Here is a 23,059-nt window from a genome sequence, read left to right on the forward strand (position 1 = left end):
TTGTAGCGATATATCAAAACAAATAGAAACTCTAGACTTGCAGCTGTTGACCTACCAACTGGCCCATCAAATGCAACGACGAAGCTGTCTGGCCACAAGTAGGACGACAGACTATTTATCAAACCAAACAGCTTCAGAAGAAGGAACACATCATGTACACACTTTATTACGTTCCAGGCGCCTGTTCCCTAGCGACCCAGGTAGTACTTCACGAACTCAATCAACCCGTTCAGATCATAAGCAAACAAGCTGTAGAAAACTTCCAAGCCATTAACCCTGTTGGCACAGTGCCTGTTTTGAAAAAGGACGGTAAGACCTATACAGAAGGCGCCGCAGTCATGCTGCATTTATTAGAAACTCACCCAAATGCTTTGTTCCCGACCGAGAAAGCAGCACGGGCTCAGGCCATTCAAAATATCATGTTCGCCAACGCAACCATGCACCCCGCCTATAGCAAGCTATTTTTTGTAGCCAATACAGACCTCAGTGAATCTGCAAAACAATCCGCCTACGCCTCTGCGGCAAGCAGCATAAATCAACTGTGGAATGTGGTTGAAGACAGATTAACGGAGCAGAACTTCCTTGGGGGCGAAACGGTGTCTGCAGCTGACATCATGTTGACTGTGTATTCACGTTGGGGCGCCAGTTTCCCCGTGGATATTCATATTGGGCCCAACACACAAAAGATGATTGATCATGTTTTATCAATGGCGAGTTTTCAAACTGCTTTGAACAACGAGCAACGCCAAGCAGCGGCATAACGACGGCTTAAGCGTCATCAACGCCAGCAATCGAAGGGGAAAAGAATGGACAGGGGTTTAAAACATAGAACGAGCGAGCTTGATTTTGGCCAGACAGATTTCACAACCATCATCAACATCGTTGGAGCCTATTTTGAAGGACTTCATTACGCCGATACTGCACTGCTAGAGCGCATCTTCCACACTGACGCTGTACTAAAAGCGCCAGGGTTAAGACGCTCTCTCAAGGACTGGCTCGACGCGGTGGAAAGCCGTCCTGTCCCTTCTGAGCAGGGCTTACCCTATGAATTTCGATTACTTTCGGTGGAGATAACGGGGGAGCAAGCCATGGTAAAAGTGGCTTGCCCCCTGTTCGAATACAACTACGTGGATTATCTGGGTTTGTTAAAAGAAAACGGTCAGTGGCTAATTGTTAATAAGATGTACGCAGATCTATCCAACGACTAATTAACGCGTCTAAAACAGGTAAAAAATATGCCTTACATAAACATTAAAGTGACAGATGAAAACGTCACCCGCGAACAGAAAAAAGCACTTATAAAAGGCGCCACTCAGCTAATGGTGGATGTACTCAACAAAAATCCCGAAACCACATTTGTGGTTATTGATGAGGTCAATACGGATAACTGGGGAATTGGGTACGATCAAGTGACGGATTTGCGAAATAGAAGTAATTAGAACTTAACAATCCATCTGGAGCTGGTCTGCGTTCCGGTGATAGTGCACGGTGAGTTTCCGTATTACCTTTGCGGCTCTCTGATTACGGTGTTTTAGGGGGCCGTTAAGAAAACCTGAGATGATTCTCAAGATTGATACGGGTAATACATAGTAATTATTTTTTACAGCTGCTTATTGTGTTGGCTGCGGCAATACTCGAAAAGCGATTTTAAACGCTTGTTTGGGTCTCCCATGCTTGGGTTATCTAGGAACTTCTCTCTGACCCAGTAATAATCAGGATTTGATAAAAAGTCCCATCCAAACGAGAAGCAGGCCTCGATGAAGTAATTAGCGGAATGTGCTCCATGTCCGCCCAACTCATTCATTTGTGTCAAGGCGAACTCAATATACCTGATTAGTTGTTCTTGGCTATATACTTTGGCTTTGTCTGGATGACGTGTGGAAACTTCTTTAATTAAGCTTAATATGAAGTTGCGGTGCGCGCCTTCCTTCAGAGTATCATATTGGCTCTGGCTTACACTCACATATGAGTCACCATCGTCATCAGCCTGTCCTTTTTCTGGATGGTGAATGATTTGCTTAATGGCTTGATTGTCACCGTTAACCAGGTATGTGGAGCATTCTAGCTGGCTGGGTTTCCATGAGTACTTTAGTGTGGTAGTGGAATCTAAACCCTCCATCCAAAAAACACCGGCCTTGCCTATGATTCGGTTTAATTGAGATGCGTCGCATATAGGGAGCAAGTCTCGGCATACTCTTGGGTCATAGTATCGGAAGAACCAGCTTTGACGCTGTGGACCTGTGACCTTCGATAATTTTTTGAAGTGTCGTATTAGATAACCAATTGGACGCTGACTGGCGATATAAATCGCCCATGAGCGGCCCCATCCGTGAGCTAGAAGCCATGAGCAGAAAGCATTTTCTCTTAGTTCAATAATGTGAGGCGAAACTCGTAGCAGTTCCTCGCTCGCTTCAGCTTCAAGTAGTGCTGAATATTGGCACCCACTTAATTGTATCTTTTCATACAGGCTGTCATCTTGAGCGCAATCCACGATGGCGTAGTAATACTCGAAGTTAGGGCACTGAGCTTTAAGTGTTTCAATAGTCGCTGCCATATCCATAAAGTGATTGCATCTTAAATTTAGTGAAAATTATGGTTTAGAAATAGGATCACGGCTAATCATAATAACAATCACTTTTGAATCCGGCGTGTCGACTGGAGCGCTTAGTTGTGCGCGAATATACCCTGAATATTGATATGACGGCTTTAACACCTTGGGGAAGGCATAGTTGTAGGGGCGGCCACCCGGGGTGGTCGGCACTCTTCTAAAATCCCCCCAACATTTGCTCAAATCTGCTAGAGATATAGCTGTTTCAGGTGAAAGGTGGAGCTCCAGTGATTCTGCTGTTGAGGGATTTTTTTCTGTACAAAAGGATAGGAACCCCGAATCAAAAATGGTGTTGTAAGGTGTAAATGAAATATCGCCTAAAGACGCGAACTCTTTATCATGGTCAATTGCGATAAATGACAGTAAATCAAGACCATTACTTTTCCCGCTTAGGTATAGGTCCACAATTTCTTCTAACTCTTTTAGCTCTTCCATCTTAAATTATCCAGGTAGTGGGTTAATAACTAGTTCGCTTTTCTACCAAGCTTTTCGTACCTTAGCTCCGGTAGCCCATGCGTCAGCCTCTTCCGGTAAGTTTTGATATGCTTTAACTGCCTTCATGTATTGGAGATTCGCGCCAGCGACATCTGCTTGCGCCAATTCAATAGCCTCTGCTGTTGCGTTTGGATCTTGTCGTAGCGCATCACGTCTAACAACCGTGGCTTTTAATACATCTTCAGCCTTGTCTAGCTGGTCATATACAGCGTCACGATCATCAAAATTATCACCGTAGACATATTGGAACATTTTGTCGATTGCTTGCCCCTTATCAGACTCTGGGTCAAGAGGATTCATCCTGGCCACTTCCGCGACATCGGCGCGCAGGTCGATATCGTTAGGGTCGCCACCTTTAGCAGCATAAAGCTGCCCCATACCAAACCATTGTTCTGCGTGTCTTGCTTCATGGAGCAAATGGTCTGCCAGCTGCATCTGCTCGACCTGAGCCAGTGATGACTGCATGATCAAGCTCTTATCAACTAATACTACCCAGTATTTGAAGTCAAACAGTGCGCCTTTTATTGGCCGGCTTATAATCGATATTGCTGGAATCCCTTCTTTCGCTAATTGCTTATTTAGTGCGGCGCTGAGCTCGCCTGATCGTTCTTCAGGGGATAGAGTGCCCCAGCGATTGAATACATCTTTCACTTCAGCCGTATATTCGTTGACACACTCATCAGTTGTTAACCCCCATCCTTTACAGTTTTCAGGCTGGTTGAACTCTGTTTCGTTTGACGGCTGAGCTTTTGGTATAGCTGGTTTTGGGGGGGGGGCACTGTCTTCAAAAAAGGGCTGAGCTTCTTGAGCAGCAGCTTTATTGCTTTGAATCTGGGCGTTTTCAGATCCCTGTTGCTTTATTGATGTCTGGGTTGTTGCCGGCGAACTGGGTGTAGTAGAAGATGAGGCATTTCGAGCTTCACTGGGAGCGCTTGACCAGCCAGGGTTTCCACCTAAGGACGTAACCTCCATAACTTCACCAGTCACCGCTGGCGGTGGTGGTGGAGCTGGATTGGCGCGAGCAATTAAACGTTCAGCAAGCTTCGCCTCTGAACTAACAGGTGCGACTCCCTCTTCGCTCTCGCTGATAACTGGACAGAAAGGTTTTTTATTATCGGTAAAAACCAACAGTATTTCGCCGCGTTCAACGCCTTTGACAAAGTCATCTCTCCACTTACGGAAGTGGGGTGAACCACGACCTGGAAAAGCTCCAAACCCCGAGCGGAAGTGATAGCCGCATAGATTGCTTGCGACATCACTAACCTTGAAGTCGTTGCTCAAGCAACGGTCTGCATAGCTCGCGGCAAAAAAGGGGGATTCGATAAGGGGAAGGTCCACGACAGTGATATCGGACCAATGCTTAAACGCGAAGAGGCGGCTGGAATACATGAAGGAAACATCCCTTGTATTACATCATTTCTAACAGGTGAAGCGAAATGAAGTGGAGCTTAGAAACAAGTTACGTACGGTTACAATGCAAGTGCATTTTACTGAGAGAACGGCCTTAGGCGTATTGCTCTATCGGTATAGGAATATATGGCTAGCGGTCTTCGCTGTCTTGACTCCATATCCTGGACAAAGCTCGATCTGGGAGTTCTCTAATCTTCCCGTGCTAAAACGAAAACTGGCCCCTCTCCCCCTAACCAGCCATAATTCCGCCATTCCATGGCGCATCGGTTCTTTGCGTCCGCCGGGTTAAATTTAACAGTAGATCAATAGCTAGGGAGTCACGATGACCAGTCTAAGCAAGTTCAGTTTTATGGCGATTTTGCTTTCTCTTGGCGTATTGCAAGGTTGTTCTGAAACGGACCAACAGACGACGGAGGAAAAACCTTTGCGTCCCGTCAGGACCCTTGTGGTGGGAGCGGTGGAGAATGCGAACTGGCGTGAATTTCCCGGTACGGTGGATGCGGCGCAGAAGGCGGAGTTGGGGTTTCGGGTGACAGGGAAACTGCATAGTCTAAACGTGAATGAAGGGCAGATTGTGAAGGAAGGAGAGGTGCTGGCGAAGCTGGACGATACTGACTTCCTCATTCAGCTCAAGAGTCGTCAGGCGGATTATCAGCAGGCTCATGATGATTTCCTGCGGGGTAAATCCCTAATCGGCAAAGGCGTTATTTCCCAGTCGGATTTCAGCAAATTGCAGGCGCAGGATATTGCGGCCCAGGCGGCGCTGGAGTCTGCGCAGAGAAATCTGGAGTACACCGAACTGAAGGCGCCGTTCGGCGGCAGGATCGCCAAGCGTTATGTTGAAAACTATGAAGAAGTCTCCGCCATGCAGCCGATTTATGCGCTGCAGGACATCTCTTCTCTGTTGGTGAAAGTGGATATTCCTGAAAGCTTGATGATTACCGCGCAGGAGGGGACAGAGCCGGAAGTGCAGGCAATGTTCTCCGGCATTCCTGGCGAGAGTTTTCCCCTGAAACTAAAAGAAGTGTCCTCCCGTGCGGATGAAGCGACGCGTTTGTTCAACGTGACTTTTAGCATGCCGGCGAACCCTAAATACAACATTCTGCCGGGCATGTCCGTCACGGTTAGAGGCCGTCCACCGCAAGCGACGGGACAGGACGGCGCTATTTTTGTTCCGCCTCATGTGGTGCAGGAAGATGGCGATGGCCGCTACGTATGGACGGTCAGCCATGAAAACGACTCGACAGGCGTGGTCAATCGCCACGCGGTGACTACCGGAGCGATTCAGAACAACGGTATTCAAATCCTGTCGGGCCTGGAAGAGGGGGATGAAGTGGTGACCGCCGGCATGAGCAAGATGCACTCTGGCTTGCAAGTGCGCCTGACCGCGGAGGGGAGCAAGTGAATATCACACGGCTTGCGATAGAGAATAACCGGCTCACGATTGTTCTCCTGCTGGTGATTGCAGTAGCCGGAACCATGACCTTCCTGGGGATGCCTCGCGCTTATGACCCGGGGTTCGTCATGCGGGCGGCGCAGGTGGTGACCTATTTCCCAGGGGCCAGTCCCGAGCGGGTGGAGGAGCTGGTTTCCTCGCAGATTGAAGAAGCGGTGAAGGAAATACCAGAGCTGGATTTCGTGAAAAGCGAATCCCGTACCGGCGTGTCCATCGTTACGGTGAACATCAAGGAAAGCTACAAGGACATGCGCCCGATCTGGGACAACCTGCGACGCAAAGTCGAGTCCACTTCCACTGATCTTCCCGATGGCGTCGTTGGTCCCTATGTGAACGATGAGTTCGGCGATGTGTTCGGCATTGTCATGACTATTACGGCGGAAGGCTTTAACTACGCGGAACTGAAAAAGATCTCCGATGATGTGAAAACGGAGCTGCTGAGGTTTCCGGATGTCGCCAAAGTGGAAATCTGGGGCGAACAGGAAGAGCGTATTTTTGTTGAATACAATAACTCTCGTCTGTCTGAGCTGGGGCTGTCTCCAAGCCAGCTGTCGCAGGCGTTGGAAACGCGCAATATTATTATTTCCGGCGGCTCTTTTAATCTGGGACGTGAGCGCATATCGCTTGAACCAAGCGGCAACTTTGAGTCGGTAGAAGACATAGAGCAGACCATCATTAATATCCCCGGCAGCAACCGTTTGATGTATTTGAAAGACATCGCCACAGTGGTGCGCGGTTATGTGGACCCGCCGGAATCCTTGCTGCACTCATCCGGTGAGTTTGCGCTGGCGGTGGCGGTGGCCATGCGGGAAGGCGGCAATAATATTGAGCTGGGCGAGCAGGTCTCGGCGATGATGAATGAGCTGTTGCAGCAATATCCCTACGGCATTGAGTTTGATCTGGTCAGCTTTTCTCCCGCAGAAGTGGATCAGAAAGTCAGCGACTTTGTCTCCAACCTGTTGCAGGCGATCGCAGTTGTCTCCATCGTCATGTTGTTCACTCTGGGCCTGAGAACGGGCCTGGTGGTCTCCACCCTGATTCCTTTGTCCATGCTGTTAGCGTTTCTGGTGATGTCTTATCTGGATATCGGACTGGATCAGATTTCTCTGGCGGCGCTGATTATCGCGCTGGGGATGCTGGTGGATAACGGCATTGTGATGGCGGAGAACATCATGGTGCTGATGGAGAAGGGCAAGAGCGCCACAGACGCCGCCATAGATTCCGCCATGGAGCTGCGTATCCCCTTGCTGACCGCCTCGTTGACGACCATCGCCGCTTTTCTGCCGATCTATCTGGCGGAGTCCAATGTCGGCGAATTCACCTCCTCCCTGTTTAAGGTGGTGGCGATTACTCTTCTCGCCTCCTGGGTTATTTCTCTCACCGTGGTTCCCATGTTGTGCGTGTACTTCCTCAAAGTCACTCAACAGGAGGAAAGCTACGGATCGATGTTCTATCGCACCTACCGCAGCGTATTGACGACCTTGCTGAGAAATCGGGCGGTGACGCTTGTCGTTACATTGCTGGTGTTTATCGTGGCCATGAAAGGATTCGGTTATGTGCCGAAGATATTCTTCCCGCCTTCTGATCGGAATTACTTTCAGGTGGAGCTGAAACTGCCGGAAGGTACGGCGATAGAAGAGACAAGGCGGATGGTCACGGACATGGAAGGCTTTATCGAGTCCGAACTGCAGGTGACGGAATCGCGCAAGGAAGGCGTCACCAAATGGGTCAGTTATGTCGGCAACGCCGGTCCCAGAATCATTCTGTCCTATAACCCAAAACCCAATAACAGCAGCTATGCGATGATGATTGTCACCGCCAGCGACGCCAAGCTGGTGGGTGGCCTGATTGACCGGATCAGCCGCTATGCTTTGGATAACCATCCAGATCTTGAAGCCACGATTAAACCCATGGCCAACGGACCCTCTGTGGCGAATCCGGTGGAAGTGCGGTTAAGCGGATCAGATGCGGATGTGCTGTTTCGTCGCGTTGACGCCTTGAAAGCGAAGATGCGTGAAATCGGCGGCCTGACCAATATCACTGATGATTGGGGGCAGCGCATCAAGAAGCTGGTGATCCATATCGATCAGCCTAGGGCGCTTAGGGCTGGCGTTACAAGTCAGGATATTGCGGTGTCTCTGCAAGCGGGCATTAGCGGGCTGGAATTGACGGAGTACCGGGAAGGGGAGGATATCATTCCCGTGATGGTGCGGGCGGAAGGCTCCAATCGCAACAATATAAGCGGCGTTCGTTCCTTGTCGGTCTATGTGCAATCCACCGGTAAGTCTGTTCCTCTGTCGCAGGTGGCGGATATTGAAGTGGTTTGGGACACCGCGAAGATCTTTCGTCGTAACGGCCTGAAGACCGTCGCCGTTGGCGCTCAACTGGAAGGGGACATCACTGCGGCGGAGAAGTTCGCTGAGCTGACGCCCTGGCTCAAGGAGCAGCAGCAAGAGTGGGGGACCAGCACTCGCTATGAACTGGGCGGCGAATCGGAAAGTTCTGGCAAAGCGAACCAGTCTATCGTCGATAAGCTGCCTATTGCTGGCTTTGTCATTCTGATTTTGATGGTCGGTCAGTTCAACTCCATCCGCAAGGCGATCATTATCCTGAGCACGATTCCGCTGGGTTTGATCGGCGTATCGGCGGGGCTGTTGGCATTGAACAGCGCTATGGGCTTTATGACTTTCCTCGGCGTTGTGTCTCTGGCTGGGATTGTTATCAACAACGCTATTGTATTGTTGGAGCGTATTAATCTGGAGCTGGCGGAAGGCGTCGAGCATGGTCAGGCTATTATCAACGCTGCGCAGCAACGCACCAGGCCGATCTTGTTGACCACCGCAACGACGGTGCTGGGGCTGCTGCCGTTGTATCTGGGTGGAGGCGAAATGTGGGAGCCGCTGGCTATCGCTATCATGGCGGGCCTGTTGTTCTCCACGATTCTGACCCTTTGTGTGGTGCCTGTGTTGTACGCCACGTTCTACCGCGTGCGGTTTTAATCCCGTTGGCGGATCTATCCTGGCATTAGGAATGGCAATGCCGGGATAGACAGTACTTTTTTACAAGTCAGGCATGGAGCGCTTGGTTAACCTGCGTCGGGAACCGTTTCAGGTCCGGCAGCGCCAGTCATGGCTGTCTCGCTGAATACCTGATTCTCGACAGCAGGCTAATACTTAAAAGGAACTTCATTAATGAAAACGCAATTCGCAGTGCTGGCTTTGGCCGCCTCGATCGTCTCCACGCCCGCCATGTCGGCGGACACCATCTTCGAATATTACAAGACAGCCGCCAGAGCCAAGGTAGACGGGGTTGGAAAATCAGAGTGGGAGTCCACGACATACCGGGAAGCGACGCCGCTGCATCAATCCTATAATTTAAGCGCCTCCGCCAATGGCGCTACATCCTCCATGCGCTACGATCTGGACTACTCTCCCTATGACAACGGCGCTGTATTAAGGTATTTCATTAATGGCGAAATCCAGCGTGACGAAAAAAGCAGAGCTTCCGTCGACTTGGGGCATGGCGGCGCTATCAATCATAAGTTTCGCGCAACAAGCAGCGGTTTGCTGAAAGTGAATTTCAATATCGACGCTTTATTTGTCGACTGCCCGGAACGGGCGGTGTGTATGAGCGTTGACGGAGATGTCACCGTGACAGGAAACGGCTATCGGGAAACCATCAAATTCACGCCCAAAAACGGCTTTAAAGACGGGGTTTCCTACCTGGAGATACCTGTGCAGGAAGGAAAGGACTACCTTGTTCAGTTTAACTCCGGCAACGGTACATCTGGCGCGCCCAAAAGCCAAAGCATTACAGCGGTTTACACGGTGACTTGGGAAGCTCAATACGACTGAGGCCATTGACTACCAGGCCAGGGGGCGGCCCCTGGCTTATAGGTACAGTTTCATTTTCATTGGGCTTTATCCTTCAGTGCCGTTATTGATATGTCTCGCCATAATGCGTCTAATTTTTTACTCTAATCATACTAATGCTGTCGTGAAGGTCAGCAATGGTTGGCTGGATAGTAAATAGTTTTTCTTTTCAAAAAGATAAAATTGATGACGCTTTATGATGAGAAGTTTTGAGTACACCATTAACGCTGGAGTTGAGCGCGTTTTTCGCGAATTAGTTTTGCTTGAAAATGCGGATAAATGGCTGAAGGCTAAAAAATTGGTTGCGGTGGAGTTCAAGGGAAGCAAGGAGAGGCCGGATGGATATCTCATGCGGTATTTAGTTGGCGACAATGCTTTGGCGACCACCACAATAGACTTTGAATTATATGACTACCTTAAAGAAGTCAGGATGATTGAAAAGTCGACTAAATTGGATGACGGCAATGAAGCTGCAGCTGATCGAAGTATGCCGATAAAGCACATGCACCAGAGGCTTCAATTCGCTGCGTGCGAGTCAGGAACGAAAGTTACGCATCAGGTTTACTACGAGACCAAGGGCCTTTTGAGCTGGTTAATTTGTTTTTTCCTCATTCATCCAGCAGTGAAGAAAGAGGTTTTTAGCGTTAATAGGAAAATCAGTGCATTCCTGTCTTCAGGCGTTTAGTTGTAGATACGACGCTAGCAATAACCATGTTAATTGGGCATTCCTGTCGGGAGCAACGTTTGTCGGGCTATTCAAACACCCCATTATCTAAGAAGCTGGGCGTTAAAGAAGGTTTTGTGCTTTATGCGTCAAATGCGCCGGTTGATTACCCAGTGCTGGTTAGCCCTCTGCCTGACAATGTGCTGCTTGTTGATGCGCTCCGTCCTGATTTGGACATGATCCACTTCTTTACAAAAAGCCGTGATGAGTTGGAGTCAGAGCTTGGGAACCTGGTTGATCATATCAAACAGAATGGCATGATCTGGATATCCTGGCCTAAAAAGGCCTCCAAGGTGACGACGGATATGACGGAAGATGAAGTCCGGCGCATTGCTTTGCCTATGGGTTTAGTGGATGTGAAAGTTTGCGCGGTGGACGAGGTGTGGTCTGGCCTGAAGCTGGTGATACGCAAAGAAAACAGGAAGTAGTCCTGATGGGGAAAATGGAAAGCGTTCCGGACATAACATCAATTGTTGCGTGGCATCGTGAGTTGGCGAAAGTCATGGGAGTCAATTCTTTGCCGAATGATCAGGCAAGGCGACTTACCATGCATCTGTTATTCGACGAGACCTATGCAGAGATGACGGGAAAAGAGGGCTGGGCCTGTTATGTCGAACGGCTACTGACCGCATCTGAGTTGACGCTGCTTCTGTTTTCTCATTTTTATACAAAGCTGTTGGCTCACAATGGGGTCAAACAGTATCCGACTTTTCAGCAACATGCAGAAAGCGATTTGCTCGATAAACTAGATCAGGCCTTATTTGCTAAAAGGATTGCTGCGCATTGAGTGCTGCTTAGTTGAGTCCTCAAAGATCAGCCAGAGGCCGCCGGTTTACCCGGCCGACTCTGGCGCTTGCAGTTCACGAATGGGGCGAATTTCAATGCTTCCCAGTCGAGCAGGAGGAATACGTCCAGCGAGTTGGATAGCTTCGTTCAGGTCGCGGGCTTCCATCATGTAAAAGCCAGCCAGCTGCTCTTTGGTTTCTGCGAATGGGCCGTCGGTGGTGGTGACGCGGCCATTGCGGACGCGCACGGTGGTGGCGGTTTCCACAGGTTGCAGTGCGTTGCCGCCGACAAAATGTCCGCTTTGTCTGACCTCATCGCCGAAAGCGATGCACTCTCCGTTCAGCGAGTCCCATTCGCTTTTGGTCATAGCGTTAATAATGTTTTCGTCGTAATAAACGAGACATAGATATTTCATAATAAGTTCTCCAGGTTAATAAGGTGTGGCCACGAAAAAGGCGCTAATAGCAGCCGTGCTATTTACAGGGTAATGAAGTTATCAATTGGGCGAATCTCAACTCCCCAGCCCATCTCTTCACCGATATTGGCCGCGGGGTGCTTTAATGCAAGTTCCTTCGCCTCTTCCAAACTGCTCGCCTCAATCATAAAGAATCCGCCGATCTGCTCTTTAGTCTCCAAAAACGGGCCATCTGAAACAATGGGGCCATTCTTGCTGGGGCGAATACACAAAGAAGACGGTGGTGAGGCAAGAGAGCCTTGCGCGAGCACTGCGCCGCTTCGACGCAGGTTTTGGTCATATTCCGAGCATTGACTGACGATGGCCTGCATCTCCGCCTCACTCAACTCCGCGAACTTTTGTACGTTGTAATAAGCCATGCAGAGAAATTTCATGGTGTTTTCCCTTTATGCAGTGAAGTGGAATCAGGGCAGCGACAGTTAATCAGTGTGCCGCCCTGGTCCGCGCTGTCAGGGTACGAGGTTAAACAGCGCTGCGCCATCGGGTACGCTGAACGGCGCTGAATAATGCTCATGCACAATCTTCCAGTCGCCGTCGCGACGGCGATAGCAGACGGTGCCGCGCATCCAGGAACTCTGCGTTTCCCCTTGTTCACTCACACAGCCGCAGCGATTGAGAAAGTGGCCGACGGCCAAATCCCCTTCGGTTTCAATGCGCAAATCTTCCACCTCAAAAATCATGGGCCCTGATGTGTAAGACAAACAGGTTTCCCAGTGTTTGCGATAGGCGTCCACGCCTTCGAATTGCAACTGCAGAATGGCGTCAAAGGCGCGAACGTCCTGCGCGTAGTGACTCATGATACGTTCCAGATCTTTGGCGCAGGCGGCTTCCACCCAACTACCCAGAGCCTGACGAACTTGGTTCTCAACGGGATTTGTCGCGTTCATAACGGTCTCCTTTTCGTTGCGTGACATGGGATGTCCCTGGTCAGACTGGTTGGTTGCAGTTAATCATCCAGGGAGTGCCGAACCGGTCCACCAGCATGCCGAAGCGCTGGGCCCAAAAGGTTTGCTGCAACGGCATACGCACTTGACCGCCTTCCAGCAGCGCGTTGAACAGGCGGTCGGCTTCTTCAGGCGTGTCCATATCGAGTTGCACAAAGAAGCCTTTGGGTTCTTCAAAGTGTCCGGGAGGGGTATCTGAAGCCATTAATCTTCTATCTCCGACTGTCATACAAATGTGCATGATTTTATCCTCCCAGCCTGGAGGGTTCTGAGTCGGATCGGGACATTCTGCGAAAGTCACCGAATACTCGATTTTGCCCCCCAGGACTTGTGCGTAGTATTCGAATGCCTCTTTGCATTGGCCATTGAAGAATAGATAGGTATTCACCTGCGGCGGCTTAGCTGACAATTGCGCTTGCAGGGCCTTATGTTGCTCCAGTCCTTCACTGGGCGCGAAATCCTCCAGTTCATAGAGCTGGCGGATTTCCAGCTCGACTTCTCCGTCGCCGTCCAGCGCAGGCCAGCGACACGCCCATTCGATTGCTTCTTCTTTCGACTTCGCCTGAATCAAGGTGTAGCCAGCGATAAGCTCTTTGGTTTCCGCAAAAGGGCCGTCGAATACAGTAGGCTTGCCGCCGGAAAACTTGATTCGGGCGCCCTTGTCGCTGGGCTTCAAACCCGTCCCATCAAGCATGGCCCCTGCGTTCGCTAACTCCTGATTGTAGCTCCCCATGGCGGAGATCAGGTCGTCACTAGGCATGACGCCGGCTTCCGTATTTTTGTCTGCTTTACGTATGATCAAAAATCGCATGTTGACGCTCCATTTCTATTTCAGTCTTTGATTGTCAGGGGCGTTTCAATAAAGCTATCCCCTTGATGTACTTCCTTGTCGATTGGGAAAACGGCAAATCGACATGCTGCAGAAAAAATTCAAAAAAATTTTTTAAATGTCCTTCAATGACACAGCCAGCTCCTCCAGACGCCTCTCCAGAAATCGGCGTTCGGGTTCCTGCTTTGCTAATGCCAGCGCCTGTTGATAGGCGTCCCGCGCCTGCTCAAACTGACCCAGACGGCGATGCATATCCGCCTTGGCGGAGTGGGCGAGGTGATAGGAATGCAGCTCGCCCTGGGCGAATATAGTGTCGATAATTTCCAGGCCCCGTTGCGGGCCGTCGCGCATGGCCACCGCCACCGCGCGATTTAGCGCCACCACCGGCGATGGGTTGATGCGCAGCAGTAACGTGTACAGACCAATGATTTCAGACCAGTCAGTCGCCTCCGTGCTGGGAGCTTCAGCATGAATGGCGGAGATGGCCGCTTGCAGGCTGTAGGGTCCAAAGCTCTGGGCGCTTAAGGCTTTAGTGACCCACTGTACGCCTTCTTCTATCTGCGCTTTATTCCACAGTGACCGGTCTTGCGCGTCGAGCAGAATCAGGTCGCCTTGCGCATTGGCGCGAGCGGCGCGTCGGGAATCGCTAAGTAACATTAACGCCAGCAACCCCATCGCTTCTGACGCCTCCGCTTTAGACTTCAGCAGCTCCACCAGCAGGCGTCCCAATCGAATAGCTTCCGCAGACAAGTCGCTGCGGGTGAGGCTATCGCCGGCGGAGGCGGAGTAACCTTCGTTGAATACCAGATAAATGACATGCAGCACGGACTCCAGACGTTCCGGCAACTCGGATTCGGTCGGCACTTCATAGGGAATGCGGGCGTCCCGTATTTTAGATTTGGCGCGCACAATGCGCTGGGCCACTGTGCTGGGTGAAGAAAGAAAGGCGCGTGCGATTTCTTCGGTGGTGAGATCGCATATTTCTCGTAGCGTCAGCGCTACTTGCGCCTCAGTGGATAGGCTGGGGTGGCAACAGGTGAAAATCAGGCGCAGGCGATCATCTTCTATATCTTCGTTCTGTTTGTCTTCCGCGTCTGTCGCTTCCGCATAAAGCCGTTCGGCAATATCGGTTAGCGAGGCGTCAAAGCGGGCGCGACGACGTAGATGATCAATGGCTTTGAAACGTCCTGTGGATACCAGCCAGGCGCGCGGATTGGCGGGAACGCCTTCCTGCTCCCATTGGTCGGTTGCGGCGGCGAAGGCTTCATGCATGGCCTCTTCCGCCAGGTCAAAATCGCCCAATAAGCGGATTAACGTCGCCAAAATACGTCGGGATTCCGCCCGATATACCGCCTCAATTTGCTGACGAGCGCTCAATTTCGCGTTTTCTTCCTGCTGCGGCACTTCGGCTTTCTCCCGTAACTTGTTGAATGCCAATATCCCATCCTAAGTGAAGACGGAAATTGCGGGAAGTGCTGACTAACTTTTGCTCGATGCGCCGTTAGGATATTCGTCGCATGTTAAAGACACGGGGCTAAGATGCTGTATAATCCGCTCCGGTTTTTATGCCGGGAAGCCTAGGGCGTTAGGTTGGTCAACCAAAACGACGCCGGGAAAATCCCATACGCACGAGCGTTTCATTACAAAAATAACAGTCTCATCCAAATCTGTAGCCAGCATGCGGCGTCCGGTTCGACAGAGACTCTACGTGGAGATTTTTGATGCAAGATATTGTTAACTATCTGAACGGCCTGATCTGGAGCCCAGCTCTGATCTACCTGTGTCTGGGAGCGGGTCTGTTTTATTCTGTGTTGACAAGGTTTGTCCAGGTCAGGCATTTCGGTGAAATGTGGCGATTGCTCCTCTCGGGCACCAGCTCTGACAAAGGGATTTCCTCCTTCCAGGCCCTTGCGGTCTCTCTCTCTGGCCGGGTCGGCACCGGCAACATCGCAGGCGTCGCCGCCGCTATCGGTTTCGGCGGTCCAGGCGCAGTCTTCTGGATGTGGATGGTCGCTTTCTTAGGCGCGGCTACTGCTTATATCGAATCCACTCTGGCGCAGATTTACAAAGAAGAAGATGAAGGCCAATATCGTGGCGGTCCTGCTTACTATTTTGAAAAGGCCATGGGCCAGAAATGGTACGCCTGGATTTTCGCGATCTCGACTATTATCGCTTGCGGTCTGTTCCTTCCTGGTGTTCAGTCCAATAACATCGGTAGCGCGGTTGAAACTGCATTCGGCGCCGGTTCGATCATCAACACTTCTTTCTTCGGTGAAGTAAGCTTCGCGAAGCTGGTTTCCGGCGTTGTCGTCGTTCTTATCCTGGGCTTCATTATCTTCGGTGGCGTAAGACGTATCGCCAAGTTCACTGAAATCGTAGTGCCATTCATGGCGTTGGCTTACATCATCATCGCTTGCGTTATCGTGGCGCTGAACATCGATCAACTGCCTGCTGTGATTAGTATGATCGTTGGCGACGCATTCTCTCCAATGGCGGGCTTCGGCGCGGCGATTGGCTGGGGCGTGAAACGTGGCGTTTATTCTAACGAAGCCGGCCAGGGCAGTGGCCCTCATGCAGCGGCGGCGGCGGAAGTACAGCACCCTGCGCAACAAGGTCTGGTGCAGTCTTTCTCTATCTACATCGATACGCTGTTCGTATGTTCTGCGACGGCTTTCATGATCCTGATCACTGGCGCATACAACGTTCACGGCGCTGCCGAGGGGACTTTCCTCGTTCAGAATGTGGCGTCGGAAATAGCGGCCAATGGCCCTGTTTTCACCCAGATGGCGATTGAAAGCACCTTGCCTGGCGTTGGTAAGCCGTTCATCGCGTTTGCGTTGTTCTTCTTCTCATTCACCACGATTCTGGCGTACTACTACATTGCGGAAACCAATGTGGCGTACATCAAACGCACTGTGAATATTCCTGGCATGGTTTTCGTTCTGAAAGTCGCCATCATGGCGTCCACTTTCTACGGTGCGGTGAAAACTGCGGACCTGGCCTGGGGCATGGGCGACATCGGCGTAGGCTTGATGGCGTGGTTGAACATCGTGGGCATCGTCGTGATTTTCTTCATGGCCAAACCGGCCCTGAGAGCGCTGCGTGACTACGAAGAGCAGCAGAAGAAAGGCGTGACCGAGTACACTTTCGATCCAGAAAAACTGGGCATCGAGAATGCTGAATACTGGAACAAGAAAGCCGCAACCGAAGCGCGTGCAAAAGCAGGCCAAGCTGAGCCAGCTAAAGCGCGTAAACCGGGCGTCGCCTGATTGTTTCATTGATGAGCTTCCATTGATCTGACGGAAGCGACTCATAAAAAAGCCGGACTCAGTGTCCGGCTTTTTTTTGTCTGCGGCTTAGTCGCCGCAGTCTACTTCGAATGGAAAGAGGGTTATCCCTCTCCCAGCATCTCCATTTCGGCCTGCTTGAGCAGGTTCCGGCGTCTCCACCACCATTTGCAGTGATGCGCCCGCGACCACAGATGATACAGTGAGAGCGTCACCGCAAGAATGCCGCCGGCCCAGGCCAAGATATCGACGAGAGACAGTTGCAGCAGGGGCGACATAAGCTCTCCGTCATTGAAAAAGAAGTAGTACACAGGATGTAGCAGCAGGTATCCCCACAGCATCCAGGTCATAAGCGATATCGCTCCGTCTCTTAACCAGAGCCCTTTGGTGCGCCGTGACGCCTGTGTGTAAATAAGTGTCCTTTGTGTCGATTCAGCCACGAAAAATTTCTCCTCTATCCGGACTTTCCCAAACTGCATGTTGGTTGCGCTTTCTAAACAGGGCCTTGGGCACTGCAATGGTTACCGTGGCGATATTGAGTATCCAGTAGAACAGCGGATACCAAATACACCACAGAAAGTTTTTGAGCAGTCCCTGGTCGTAGTGACGGTCGATCAGAATGCTGACCAGGAACTGCAACAGACATAAAAAAATCATCAATACGGCGCAGACTTCAAACGTCAGCACCTGTTCCGCGGTGGGAACTTCAGAGAATGTGAACAAGCGCCAGGCAAGCAGGCCAATCACGCTGTAGCTCCAGTAAACGCTGGCGAGATACTCAAGCAACAGAGGCCAGAACCGCAGTTTGCCCTGGAACAGACAGCGCCAGCCGTATTTCAGACAGACCTCCGCACCGCCCTGGGCCCAGCGCAGCCGCTGTTTGTACAGACCGCGAATGGTTTCGGGCATCAGCACCCAGCAGCGCGCCATGGGTTCATAGCGAATATTCCAACCGGCCATTTGCAATCGCCAGCTGACGTCGATGTCCTCGGTCACCATGCTGGTGTTCCAGCCGCCGATTTCTTGCACCGCGCTTTTTCTGAACGCGCAAACGACGCCTGAGATGGTGAACAACGTGCCGTAGATGCGTTGCGCCCGTTTGATCAGGCCGATGATGGACGAGAACTCGCCAGTCTGGATTTTACCGATGATCGTGGAGCGAGTGCGGACTCTCGGGTTGCCTGTGACGGCGCCGACGCCGTTTTCGCTCAGGAAGTGGCGCACCATCCATACCAGCGCATTGGGGTCGAGCAGGGCGTCTCCGTCGATGCAGACAAGACAGTCGCCCTGGGCATGCTCCAGCGCATTGTTCAGTGCCGCGGCTTTGCCCTGGTTCTCCTGGTGGATAACGCGCAATCTGGGATGTTCCTTGGCGATTTCATCCAGGCGCGCGCCGGTATCGTCTTTACTGCCGTCATTGATGGCGATGATTTCGTAATTTGGATAGTCCTGCTCCAACAGGCTATCAATGGTTTCCTTGATGTTGGCGCCCTCGTTGTAGCAGGGCACCATCACCGACACCAGCGGATAATGGCGCAGTTTGAGTTTGTGGTCGGGGTGATTTTTCAGGTAGCGGCGCTCCCAGTGAAAAAAGTAATACACCCCTCCTGTGATCCACACCAGCGCCATGACGCTGGGGTAGAGATAGATACACAGCAGCAGAATATCCAGGGTCATTTCGCCGCCTCCAGCGTGGAGTTCAGCGAGAGTTCTGGACGAATGACGTTGATGTCGGGAATGCCCTTGATGAAATCATCAGGGTAATAACCAAAGCTCTTGATTCCTTCCGCAGAGATGATTTGCATTTGCCGCTTAAGAACGGTCGCAGGAATAGCGGAGCCGTCGCGCCAGTCTTTCGCCTGCAGCTCAAACACCAGCTTGTCCGGATTAATGCGCTGCAGCGCAGTTTGCGCCAGCTTGCGCAGCCACTGGTCGGGATTTTTCTGCTGCTCCATATAAGGCATGGCCATGACGGCGACATGGTCATAGGCTTTGGCGAAGGCCTCCAGGTTTTGCGAGAACCACGCTTCGCTATCGGGGTTCAATATTGGCTGGGCGTACATATTGCGCGCCAGCAGCAGATGTTGACCGTCGCTGGCGAAGTAACGGGCGCTGCGCTTGGCGAGGCGATGGGTGACGTCGATCAGGTACTGGGTCTTTAATTCAGCCCAGCGCTTGGCGAGCTCTTTATCCGCCTGTATTGTTTCAATAGAGTCGCCCAGCCCCCATTCCGCATATTGCTTCAGGGCGTCGGGCGTGGCGTCTTCAAAGTCTCCCAGGAAGGCGTCATCGTGGAAAAGAATGCCGTGGAACTTGCCGAATAAACTCAGGTCTTCATAAATATCGCCGATAGTTTCGATATTTTTTTCGTTGAAAGGCGAGAGTCTCAGGTAATGCTCCGGGGCGGGCTTCTGTGTGCGCACATCGGTGACGTAGCTGTAGTTTTTGCCCAAATCAAACGCCAAAACCGGCATCCAGGCGTAGATGCGGGCGCCGGCGCGAGAGCGCAGTTGCCAGGCGACGCGATTGAATATGTCCGCGCGCACCGGGAGGTGGCGGTTGGGGAAATAAACCGCATCCGCCACGCCGTCGCCATCCGGATCGGCGAAGGCCTGCAGATAAACGGTATTCACCCTGTAACGACTGACTCGCTCAATCAGGCTATCGATATTCTTCTGAATGACGCTGGGATCGGGGTCGTAAACATAATCCAGGTCGACATGCAGAATACGCTTCACCATCGGCGGCTTGGGCTCGCCTCTCAGGATGCGGCCGAAGTGCTCCAGGCTGATCTCCTGATCCATCAGATAGCGATAAACATTCAGACCGGAGTCAGTCACCAGGTTGACGCCTTCGTCCAGAGAAAAGGTGTAGGAGTAGCCCTGCTCCTGAGCGATATCGATGGAGTGACTGTTATAGGCGCCGTAGGGCCATACCATGATGCGGGGCGACTTGAGACCCCGTGAGGTCATTTGCTTTTTACTGGCCTTGAAGTCCTTGCGCAGACGATGATCGTAGTCCTCTGTGCTCTCATAGACGTCGCGAACTTTGTCATATTGAGGGCTGACGGCGGCGGGCTGCTCGTTGCCGAAAGGGTTGGCGTAGATACCGTAATGCAGGTTGTAAGTGTGGGAAGCGAACTCCACCAGACCGGAGGCTTCCATTTCCCGAATCTGCGCCCAGTTCAGGAAGTGTTTACGGTCCAGGTTGGTTTTCCCGTAAAGCACTTCTTTGCCCGGCTCCACTTCCAGCCACTTGCCCACCAGGGCGATGACGGCTGGATAGTTGTAGAGCTTCAACAGGGGGAAAACGGTGGTGTAGAACGACTCATACCCATCGTCAAAGGTGAGCAGAACGGCGTTTTCCGGCAGTTTGGACTTGCCTTCCTTTGCGTCGATAATCTGCTGGAAACTCACTGGGTGATAGTTGTTTTGCTTGATCCAGTTGAGGTGCTCGACAAAGCGGTCGCGGCTCAAGGTATTGGCGAAAATGCGCTTGGTCGGATTGAGTTTGACGTCGTAAAAGTCGTGGTAGCCCAGCACCACATAACTGTTTTCCGGACGCGCCCAAACCAGTGACGAGAGCAGCGTCAGGCTTAAGAAAAATATCCGGGCGATAGTTTTCACTGCATAAACCTCATTTCAAAATTGGCGAAAATCAACGTGCCGTTTTCAGGCTCTCCGTCATAAGTGGCTTTATCGCGGCTCACTCCCAGCTTGACGCTGACCTGATCCCGCCAACGCCATTGCTGGCTGTAACTGATTTCCCAGCCGGTGGCCGGGTCGTAACCTTCCTGGCGATATTGATTCACGCTGGTCTCCAGAAACTGATCCAGGTCCCAATCGTCTGACACTTTGATGCGGTAACTGTGGCGAAGCTCTGCGCCATAATTGCGGTCTGATTCCGGGTTAAAGTAGCTGGTTGCAACCTCATCGTTGTCGCTACCGCCAGCGCTGATGACGCCCGATAATTTGTATCGCGGGGTTTGCCACAATTGGGTTTCCAGCCAGGCTCCGATGGCTTGACGATCATTGCCGTCAGTAAAATCGCTGAGAGAGGCGGAAGCACCCAAGGAAACGTCAGGATTTAGTTTGTACGTCGCGCCAAGCCCCCATTGACGCATATAGCTGCCGTCGTAAAGGCCCCTTAGCGGGGTTTCTGATGGGTTGTAGCGATAGCTCGCCTGTATCGACAAGTCGTCAAACAGGGACCAGCTGGCCGTGCTCCAAAAGTAGGCTTTGTCGTTAAGTTTGCCGCCTGAGCCGGTTTCCACTTCCAAGGTGAACGGATAAAAGCTCAGATCGGCGCCGACGCCGCTGTAACGAGCGAAGAGGTCGCGCTCCTCCCATTCGCCATACATTTTCTGGTCATGAATAAAGAGGCGTTGCCCTTCCCAGCGCGGCGAATATAAACGTGCGTCATAACGCCATTCTCTGGCGTTCTTCGCTTGTCCTGGCTCGCTACTGCTGGATTTGACTCGATTGGCGTTAACACTTACAAAAGGCGCTGACGCTTCATTCCAGCGTTTGTTGATTTCTCTTTGCTCATAATCGGCATAGGCGGTGTTCAGCTCCTCGCGTTTAGCGTTGAGTCCCCGCCAGTCGCCTTTCTCCAGTTGCGTCAGCCACAAGCTACGCTTGGCGCTGCCTTGGGCGTTGCCGGAGAGCATGGACTCTGCGCGACGATAGCTATATTCCGCATCACTGAAGCGGCCTTGCCAGCGCTGCACATTGCCAAGATCCATCCACAGCCAGGGGTTGCCGGGCGCCTCCACCAGTGCGTCTTGCAACGACTTTTCCGCTGCATTCAGGTCGCCGCTCCAAGCCTGATGAATAATGCTTTGCTCGCGCAGCTGCTGGTAATTTTCATTGTTGACTTTAAAGCTGCCGGTGAAATCCCAGCGCTTGGGAGGCTGTGCTTCCAGCAGTTTTTGCAGCAAGGCGCCGCCTTCCTCATATTGTTCGGCGTCCATGTGCGTGTAATACAGTTTCTTGCCCAGCTCTAAGGTTGGCGTTTGTGCATAAAGCTTCTTGAATATCGGCAAGGCTTTAAAGGGGCGACGAGTGGCTGCGTATAAATCCGCACGCGCTTCCTCTATATAGGCGGGCAGCGGCTGTCGCGCTTCGATGGCTGGCAGCAAGTCGCTGGCTTCATCGAAGCGTTTGGCGACGACCAGCCCATAGAAAATATCCAGCTCGATATTGCCGCGCAGGGCGTGGTTCGCTGGCACTTTTTCGTATAACGCCCGCAGGTCGGCAATGCCTTTATCCAGAATATCCGGACGGGATGACTTGGCGCCGCTGCGGATGTTCAAGGTGGACTTGTAGTACTCAAGCCAATAATGGTCGATGCCTTTGAACCAGTCAGGGTGCGCTTTGACGATTCTCTCCGCTGCGGTGGCGGCGCCCAGGTCAATAGCAGCTTTATAAAGACGCAATCCAATGTCCCGATTGTCGGGGGAGAAGTTGTAGTAATCCTGCAGAACACCGACTTCGCCGACCTTGTCCTGCAATACTGTCATGACGTAAAGCTCGTTCTCAAAGCGCTCAATGCTGGGGCGAGTCAGCTCACGGTAGTTCGCGATGGCTTTCTGAGCATGAACATCCTCACCCATTTCAGCGCTGGTCAGCGCCAGTCCCAGCCATGCGTCACGGCTTTTCGGGCTGCGTTTGGTCAGGAGTCGGTAGTGTTCCGCCGCTGCGGCGAAGTTTTTCTGATTGCGCTGCGCTTTGGCCAGTATCGCCACACTGTCGTTATTTAGCGTTTTGGGGGCGCATGGATTACATAGCGCAAGCGCGCTATCCAGTTCGCCGTTCCAGGAGTACAGCGCAATCAGGTCATTCAGAACCGCTTTATCATGGGTTTGCTTGTATAGCTTGGAGAGGCCTTTGATAGCTTCCTTTAAATGTCCTGCGCGGGCGGATATGACGAACTGTTCCCGTTTTTCGTCGACGGGGCTTGCAGCCAGAGCGGGAATAGCCTGAGAAATGGCGACCGCGCTGACAATCAGGCGCGCAAGTTTGCGCGCGGATAGCCGTTTAGACGGCTCCGTAGGAAATAGAGTCATCGATTTGTAGCCCATTAAGCGTTAAGTCCCTCTAAACAATGGGAGAAATGAACCGCAGGAACTGCTGTACGATCCTTCTGTTAGAGGTCGGAGGCGCTTGCTGAAG

Annotated in this window: 22 protein-coding genes; 10 read left to right on the top strand and 12 right to left on the bottom strand. The window is 51.8% G+C overall.

The features are described from left to right. The first annotated feature begins 152 nt into the window (after window positions 1–152). From ACQYWX_RS05385 to ACQYWX_RS05395, 3 genes are read left to right on the top strand one after another with little or no spacing between them, the layout of a single operon-like run. Window positions 153–761, top strand: coding sequence for a glutathione S-transferase family protein (locus tag ACQYWX_RS05385; protein ID WP_431688133.1), 609 nt, complete (start codon window positions 153–155; stop codon window positions 759–761). Between the two features lie 45 nt (window positions 762–806). Continuing rightward, window positions 807–1,208: a nuclear transport factor 2 family protein gene (locus ACQYWX_RS05390; protein WP_431688134.1), complete on the top strand. Its 402-nt coding sequence runs from the start codon at window positions 807–809 to the stop codon at window positions 1,206–1,208. Between the two features lie 27 nt (window positions 1,209–1,235). Next, window positions 1,236–1,439 carry a tautomerase family protein gene (locus ACQYWX_RS05395; protein ID WP_431688135.1) on the top strand — a complete coding sequence of 68 codons (204 nt, stop codon included), beginning with the start codon at window positions 1,236–1,238 and terminating at the stop codon, window positions 1,437–1,439. A 161-nt stretch (window positions 1,440–1,600) separates the two neighbouring features. Here the strand turns inward: ACQYWX_RS05395 and ACQYWX_RS05400 are convergent, their stop codons facing one another. The 3 genes from ACQYWX_RS05400 to ACQYWX_RS05410 are packed head-to-tail and all read right to left on the bottom strand — an operon-like array spanning window position 1,601 to window position 4,492. Then, window positions 1,601–2,560 (bottom strand): DUF4123 domain-containing protein, encoded by a 960-nt coding sequence (locus ACQYWX_RS05400; RefSeq protein ID WP_431688136.1) that lies wholly within the window; start codon window positions 2,558–2,560, stop codon window positions 1,601–1,603. A 30-nt stretch (window positions 2,561–2,590) separates the two neighbouring features. Beyond that, the gene (locus ACQYWX_RS05405) at window positions 2,591–3,043 is read right to left on the bottom strand and encodes a hypothetical protein (RefSeq protein WP_216735223.1); all 453 of its coding nucleotides are present in this window, start codon (window positions 3,041–3,043) and stop codon (window positions 2,591–2,593) included. A 42-nt stretch (window positions 3,044–3,085) separates the two neighbouring features. Next, window positions 3,086–4,492 carry a hypothetical protein gene (locus ACQYWX_RS05410; RefSeq protein ID WP_431688137.1) on the bottom strand — a complete coding sequence of 469 codons (1,407 nt, stop codon included), beginning with the start codon at window positions 4,490–4,492 and terminating at the stop codon, window positions 3,086–3,088. A gap of 343 nt (window positions 4,493–4,835) precedes the next feature. On the opposite strand from ACQYWX_RS05410, the gene ACQYWX_RS05415 reads away from it, so the two are divergent. From ACQYWX_RS05415 to ACQYWX_RS05440, 6 genes are all read left to right on the top strand, one after another. Next, complete coding sequence (locus ACQYWX_RS05415) at window positions 4,836–5,918, top strand: efflux RND transporter periplasmic adaptor subunit (RefSeq protein WP_216735221.1); 1,083 nt, start codon at window positions 4,836–4,838, stop codon at window positions 5,916–5,918. Continuing rightward, window positions 5,915–8,968, top strand: coding sequence for an efflux RND transporter permease subunit (locus ACQYWX_RS05420; RefSeq protein ID WP_279507382.1), 3,054 nt, complete (start codon window positions 5,915–5,917; stop codon window positions 8,966–8,968). Before ACQYWX_RS05415 ends, ACQYWX_RS05420 begins: the two co-directional genes overlap by 4 nt. A 192-nt stretch (window positions 8,969–9,160) precedes the next feature. Further along, the gene (locus ACQYWX_RS05425) at window positions 9,161–9,823 is read left to right on the top strand and encodes a hypothetical protein (protein WP_431688138.1); all 663 of its coding nucleotides are present in this window, start codon (window positions 9,161–9,163) and stop codon (window positions 9,821–9,823) included. A 214-nt stretch (window positions 9,824–10,037) separates the two neighbouring features. Continuing rightward, window positions 10,038–10,526, top strand: coding sequence for an SRPBCC family protein (locus tag ACQYWX_RS05430; RefSeq protein ID WP_431688139.1), 489 nt, complete (start codon window positions 10,038–10,040; stop codon window positions 10,524–10,526). Window positions 10,527–10,585: 59 nt separating this feature from the next. Continuing rightward, window positions 10,586–10,993 (top strand): DUF3052 domain-containing protein, encoded by a 408-nt coding sequence (locus tag ACQYWX_RS05435; RefSeq protein ID WP_431688140.1) that lies wholly within the window; start codon window positions 10,586–10,588, stop codon window positions 10,991–10,993. A 5-nt stretch (window positions 10,994–10,998) separates the two neighbouring features. Beyond that, on the top strand, window positions 10,999–11,352 hold the full coding sequence (locus ACQYWX_RS05440; protein WP_431688141.1) for a hypothetical protein: 354 nt from the start codon (window positions 10,999–11,001) through the stop codon (window positions 11,350–11,352). A 45-nt stretch (window positions 11,353–11,397) separates the two neighbouring features. Here the strand turns inward: ACQYWX_RS05440 and ACQYWX_RS05445 are convergent, their stop codons facing one another. The 5 genes from ACQYWX_RS05445 to ACQYWX_RS05465 all read right to left on the bottom strand — a co-directional run bounded on the left by ACQYWX_RS05445 (window position 11,398) and on the right by ACQYWX_RS05465 (window position 15,036). Then, complete coding sequence (locus ACQYWX_RS05445; protein ID WP_127968812.1) at window positions 11,398–11,766, bottom strand: YciI family protein; 369 nt, start codon at window positions 11,764–11,766, stop codon at window positions 11,398–11,400. Between the two features lie 62 nt (window positions 11,767–11,828). After that, on the bottom strand, window positions 11,829–12,200 hold the full coding sequence (locus tag ACQYWX_RS05450) for a YciI family protein (protein WP_431688142.1): 372 nt from the start codon (window positions 12,198–12,200) through the stop codon (window positions 11,829–11,831). Window positions 12,201–12,275: 75 nt separating this feature from the next. Continuing rightward, window positions 12,276–12,713, bottom strand: coding sequence for a YybH family protein (locus ACQYWX_RS05455; RefSeq protein ID WP_431688143.1), 438 nt, complete (start codon window positions 12,711–12,713; stop codon window positions 12,276–12,278). A 40-nt stretch (window positions 12,714–12,753) separates the two neighbouring features. Further along, window positions 12,754–13,581, bottom strand: coding sequence for a YciI family protein (locus ACQYWX_RS05460; RefSeq protein WP_431688144.1), 828 nt, complete (start codon window positions 13,579–13,581; stop codon window positions 12,754–12,756). A gap of 132 nt (window positions 13,582–13,713) precedes the next feature. After that, window positions 13,714–15,036 (bottom strand): RNA polymerase sigma factor, encoded by a 1,323-nt coding sequence (locus tag ACQYWX_RS05465; protein ID WP_431688145.1) that lies wholly within the window; start codon window positions 15,034–15,036, stop codon window positions 13,714–13,716. A 284-nt stretch (window positions 15,037–15,320) separates the two neighbouring features. On the opposite strand from ACQYWX_RS05465, the gene ACQYWX_RS05470 reads away from it, so the two are divergent. After that, complete coding sequence (locus ACQYWX_RS05470) at window positions 15,321–16,868, top strand: alanine/glycine:cation symporter family protein (RefSeq protein ID WP_216735213.1); 1,548 nt, start codon at window positions 15,321–15,323, stop codon at window positions 16,866–16,868. A 122-nt stretch (window positions 16,869–16,990) separates the two neighbouring features. Here the strand turns inward: ACQYWX_RS05470 and ACQYWX_RS05475 are convergent, their stop codons facing one another. From ACQYWX_RS05475 to pgaA, 4 genes are all read right to left on the bottom strand, one after another. Further along, window positions 16,991–17,236, bottom strand: a complete 246-nt coding sequence (locus tag ACQYWX_RS05475) for a hypothetical protein (protein ID WP_241566993.1) — start codon at window positions 17,234–17,236, stop codon at window positions 16,991–16,993. Window positions 17,237–17,318: 82 nt separating this feature from the next. Then, complete coding sequence (gene pgaC / locus ACQYWX_RS05480; protein ID WP_431688146.1) at window positions 17,319–18,563, bottom strand: poly-beta-1,6-N-acetyl-D-glucosamine synthase; 1,245 nt, start codon at window positions 18,561–18,563, stop codon at window positions 17,319–17,321. Then, window positions 18,560–20,512 carry a poly-beta-1,6-N-acetyl-D-glucosamine N-deacetylase PgaB gene (pgaB, locus tag ACQYWX_RS05485; RefSeq protein WP_431688147.1) on the bottom strand — a complete coding sequence of 651 codons (1,953 nt, stop codon included), beginning with the start codon at window positions 20,510–20,512 and terminating at the stop codon, window positions 18,560–18,562. Before pgaB ends, pgaC begins: the two co-directional genes overlap by 4 nt. Then, window positions 20,509–22,953 carry a poly-beta-1,6 N-acetyl-D-glucosamine export porin PgaA gene (gene pgaA, locus ACQYWX_RS05490; protein ID WP_431688148.1) on the bottom strand — a complete coding sequence of 815 codons (2,445 nt, stop codon included), beginning with the start codon at window positions 22,951–22,953 and terminating at the stop codon, window positions 20,509–20,511. The genes pgaB and pgaA overlap by 4 nt, the downstream gene beginning before the upstream one ends. Window positions 22,954–23,059: the final 106 nt, after the last annotated feature.

Source organism: Hahella sp. NBU794 (genome assembly GCF_050749805.1).
GTDB lineage: Bacteria > Pseudomonadota > Gammaproteobacteria > Pseudomonadales > Oleiphilaceae > Hahella.

Excerpts from the sequence above, each read along its gene's own strand:
- ACQYWX_RS05425 (WP_431688138.1), top strand. The coding sequence starts at position 9,161 with ATGAAAACGCAATTCGCAGTGCTGGCTTTGGCCGCCTCGATCGTCTCC.
- pgaA (WP_431688148.1), bottom strand. The coding sequence starts at position 22,953 with ATGACTCTATTTCCTACGGAGCCGTCTAAACGGCTATCCGCGCGCAAA.
- ACQYWX_RS05415 (WP_216735221.1), top strand. The coding sequence starts at position 4,836 with ATGACCAGTCTAAGCAAGTTCAGTTTTATGGCGATTTTGCTTTCTCTT.
- ACQYWX_RS05475 (WP_241566993.1), bottom strand. The coding sequence starts at position 17,236 with ATGACCTGGATGCTGTGGGGATACCTGCTGCTACATCCTGTGTACTAC.
- ACQYWX_RS05455 (WP_431688143.1), bottom strand. The coding sequence starts at position 12,713 with ATGAACGCGACAAATCCCGTTGAGAACCAAGTTCGTCAGGCTCTGGGT.
- ACQYWX_RS05445 (WP_127968812.1), bottom strand. The coding sequence starts at position 11,766 with ATGAAATATCTATGTCTCGTTTATTACGACGAAAACATTATTAACGCT.
- ACQYWX_RS05440 (WP_431688141.1), top strand. The coding sequence starts at position 10,999 with ATGGGGAAAATGGAAAGCGTTCCGGACATAACATCAATTGTTGCGTGG.
- ACQYWX_RS05450 (WP_431688142.1), bottom strand. The coding sequence starts at position 12,200 with ATGAAATTTCTCTGCATGGCTTATTACAACGTACAAAAGTTCGCGGAG.
- ACQYWX_RS05395 (WP_431688135.1), top strand. The coding sequence starts at position 1,236 with ATGCCTTACATAAACATTAAAGTGACAGATGAAAACGTCACCCGCGAA.
- ACQYWX_RS05410 (WP_431688137.1), bottom strand. The coding sequence starts at position 4,492 with ATGTATTCCAGCCGCCTCTTCGCGTTTAAGCATTGGTCCGATATCACT.
- ACQYWX_RS05400 (WP_431688136.1), bottom strand. The coding sequence starts at position 2,560 with ATGGATATGGCAGCGACTATTGAAACACTTAAAGCTCAGTGCCCTAAC.
- ACQYWX_RS05385 (WP_431688133.1), top strand. The coding sequence starts at position 153 with ATGTACACACTTTATTACGTTCCAGGCGCCTGTTCCCTAGCGACCCAG.
- ACQYWX_RS05405 (WP_216735223.1), bottom strand. The coding sequence starts at position 3,043 with ATGGAAGAGCTAAAAGAGTTAGAAGAAATTGTGGACCTATACCTAAGC.
- ACQYWX_RS05470 (WP_216735213.1), top strand. The coding sequence starts at position 15,321 with ATGCAAGATATTGTTAACTATCTGAACGGCCTGATCTGGAGCCCAGCT.
- pgaC (WP_431688146.1), bottom strand. The coding sequence starts at position 18,563 with ATGACCCTGGATATTCTGCTGCTGTGTATCTATCTCTACCCCAGCGTC.
- ACQYWX_RS05430 (WP_431688139.1), top strand. The coding sequence starts at position 10,038 with ATGATGAGAAGTTTTGAGTACACCATTAACGCTGGAGTTGAGCGCGTT.
- ACQYWX_RS05390 (WP_431688134.1), top strand. The coding sequence starts at position 807 with ATGGACAGGGGTTTAAAACATAGAACGAGCGAGCTTGATTTTGGCCAG.
- ACQYWX_RS05460 (WP_431688144.1), bottom strand. The coding sequence starts at position 13,581 with ATGCGATTTTTGATCATACGTAAAGCAGACAAAAATACGGAAGCCGGC.